The following is a 2,661-nucleotide window of genomic DNA, read 5'->3' on the forward strand; positions in this document are numbered from 1 at the left end:
ATTCCTGTTGTCATACCGGTTTTCATGATTTCAACATCGTCAGCCCCAGTTGCAATGGCGCTAGCTAGTCCAGCAACCGTTGAATCACCTGACCCAACAGGATTAACCACACTTATTTTAGGGATTGTTAATCGGAAAAATTCTTGATTGTGTTTTACAAGAGCACCGTCTGCTCCTAAAGAGATGACAACCCATTCTACACCTTGGAATAACGGATTCGTTGCTAACACTTCTTGTAGTTCAACTAAATCATGGATTGGTTTTGCAATTAATTGAGCAATTTCTTCTTGGTTTGGTTTAATCAAGAAAGGTTTATGCTTTCTTGATAAACTAACTTTCAGTGGGTCACCAGAACTATCTAATAGAACCGGTATTTCTTTCTTTGCTGCGATCTCAATCATCTTTGCATACAACTCTGTGCTTAATCCTTTAGGCAAGCTTCCTGATATTGTTACAACCGATATACCATTTAAGCTATTCTCAAAATGATTTAAGTAGTTTGCTTCATCTTTTTCCGTTAACAAAGGGCCTGTTTCTAGTATTTCTGTTTGTTGCATATCATCGTGTAAAATAGCGATACAATTTCGCGATTCTTGATTGATTGGCATAAAGTTGTGCTTTATGTTGGTTTCATCTAATTTCTTTTCGATAAATTGACCAATTGTTCCCCCCAAGACACCAGATGCAACCACAGGAGAATTCAATTGATGCAAAACTCTCGCAACGTTTAGTCCTTTTCCACCAGCAGTTTTAGTTACATCTGTTACTCTATTGACACTATTTAACTGAAGTTTTTCTAATGGATAAGAAATATCTACCGATGGGTTCATCGTAACCGCTAGAATTGGTTTAGTCATCATTACAGCTCCTTTAAATTAATCGTGGTAGTAGCCTTCATCCCATAAGTCCAATTCTTTTTTAAAGAAATCTGGATTATTGTTTTGATCAGCATTTTTTGGTGCAAGATTGTCAATTTTTTCAATCAATTTTTTATTTTCAGCTGTTTCTTTGTATGCAGCATTTAAAAATACAGACACAATATCTTCTGCTAGAAATTTACCAACTGTTGTTCCACCAAAACCGATAACGTTTGCATTTAGTTCCTCAGTTACGTATTTAGTCATTGCAGCATTACTAACTAATGCTGCACGAACGCCCTCATTTTTGTTTGCAGCTACTGTGATGCCCACGCCTGTCCCACATAAAACGATGCCTCTGTCAGCTGTTTTGTTGCTTACCAACTCTCCAACTTTTTTCCCATAAATTGGATAATGAGTACGGCTTGTGTCGTAAGCTCCTACATCAATGACTTCATGTCCTTGTTCTTTTAAGAAGTTTGAAATATTAATTTTTACATCTGTTACAATATGATCGTTTCCGATAGCAATAATCATTTTTATTATTCCTCCTAGTGTGTTTCTATTTAGTCATTTCTTAAATCATTTTTTCAAGCATATCTACACGAACTTGGTGACGTCCGCCTGCATATTCAATTTCTAAATAGGAATCTACAATGCTTTTAGCTAAGGCTACTCCAACTACTCCCGATCCAATCGCAATCGCTTTTGCTCCGTTGTGCTCTGTTGTCATATGGGCTGTTCTTTCTTCTGTGACATTTGCTGTAATCATGCCTTTGATCTTATTGCTTGCCATAAATGAGCCAGCTCCGAATTCATCAAACATAATTCCGCGATCAGCTTGTCCACCTAGAACTGCAGAAGAAACTAATTTTGACGATTCAACAAAATCTTCAGCAGCCGTTTCTGTTGTATCAACAACTGTATAGTTTTGTTCTTCTAGGTAACGTTTAATTAATTCTTTTAAAGCGAATCCTTTTTCGTCTGAACCCAATGCTATTTTCATTTTATAATCTCCTTTGACTCGTTTGTATTTTTAGTGGTTTTAACTTTAGTGTATTGTCCGTAGTGTGACAAAGTCTCATTAGATACTTGCTTATTAGTAATTAAATAGTCAATATCGTATAAATTATAGAACTGATAAAAATCATCTTTATTCAATTTGTGGTGATCCGTTAGAATATATTTTACCTGTGCATTGTTTAAAGCCTTCTTTTGCGTTTGTCCTTCTTCTGTATCTGCAGTCATAACACTTTCATTCCTAATGCCATTAACCCCAACAAATGCTCGATTAAATTTCAACTTCTCGATCGTCCCGTTTGTTAATTCACCTACAAATGCTCCCGAACGTTGTCGGAAAGTTCCACCAGTTAAAACAAGATCAATGTGTGGTCGTTCTTTTTGAAAGCTCTCAAATACAGGTAAGCTATTTGTTACAACTCTCAAGTAGTCTACTTGAATGTAGCTCGCTAAAAGTTCTAAGGTTGTACCTGGTCCGATAAAAATCGTTTCGCCATTTTTGATTTCAGAAGCTGCAATCTGAGCAACCTCTCTTTTTTCTTCTATATTTAGTTCACGCTTTTCAACATGGGAAGCTTCATATGTGATACTACTTTTGATACTCTGCGCTCCACCATGAAGACGGATAATTTTACCGCTCTCGGCTAACTCATCTAAATCTCTTCGAACTGTCATATCAGAGACATTTAATTTTTTTATCAAATCAGCTGTTTTTACGGTACCACTTTTATCTACTTCTGATAAAATTGTCAGCAATCGATTTCTTTTCATACGTATTCCCCCT

General features: G+C 36.2%; 4 protein-coding genes. All 4 read right to left on the minus strand.

Annotated elements, in window-relative coordinates; genetic code table 11:
* Window positions 1-857: hexose kinase (locus WBF61_RS04980; RefSeq protein WP_424254465.1), on the minus strand; the 857-nt coding region annotated here is incomplete at its 3' end.
* A gap of 18 nt (window positions 858-875) precedes the next feature.
* Window positions 876-1,394 (minus strand): galactose-6-phosphate isomerase subunit LacB, encoded by a 519-nt coding sequence (gene lacB, locus WBF61_RS04985; protein ID WP_424254467.1) that lies wholly within the window; start codon window positions 1,392-1,394, stop codon window positions 876-878.
* Window positions 1,395-1,434: 40 nt separating this feature from the next.
* The gene (gene lacA, locus WBF61_RS04990; protein ID WP_424254469.1) at window positions 1,435-1,863 is read right to left on the minus strand and encodes a galactose-6-phosphate isomerase subunit LacA; all 429 of its coding nucleotides are present in this window, start codon (window positions 1,861-1,863) and stop codon (window positions 1,435-1,437) included.
* Window positions 1,860-2,648 (minus strand): DeoR/GlpR family DNA-binding transcription regulator, encoded by a 789-nt coding sequence (locus WBF61_RS04995; protein WP_424254471.1) that lies wholly within the window; start codon window positions 2,646-2,648, stop codon window positions 1,860-1,862. Before WBF61_RS04995 ends, lacA begins: the two co-directional genes overlap by 4 nt.
* Between the last annotated feature and the right edge of the window lie 13 nt (window positions 2,649-2,661).

This window comes from Carnobacterium sp., assembly GCF_049673005.1.
In the GTDB taxonomy this organism is placed as follows: Bacteria; Bacillota; Bacilli; order Lactobacillales; family Carnobacteriaceae; genus Carnobacterium_A.

Excerpts from the sequence above, each read along its gene's own strand:
- lacB (WP_424254467.1), bottom strand. The coding sequence starts at position 1,394 with ATGATTATTGCTATCGGAAACGATCATATTGTAACAGATGTAAAAATT.
- lacA (WP_424254469.1), bottom strand. The coding sequence starts at position 1,863 with ATGAAAATAGCATTGGGTTCAGACGAAAAAGGATTCGCTTTAAAAGAA.
- WBF61_RS04995 (WP_424254471.1), bottom strand. The coding sequence starts at position 2,648 with ATGAAAAGAAATCGATTGCTGACAATTTTATCAGAAGTAGATAAAAGT.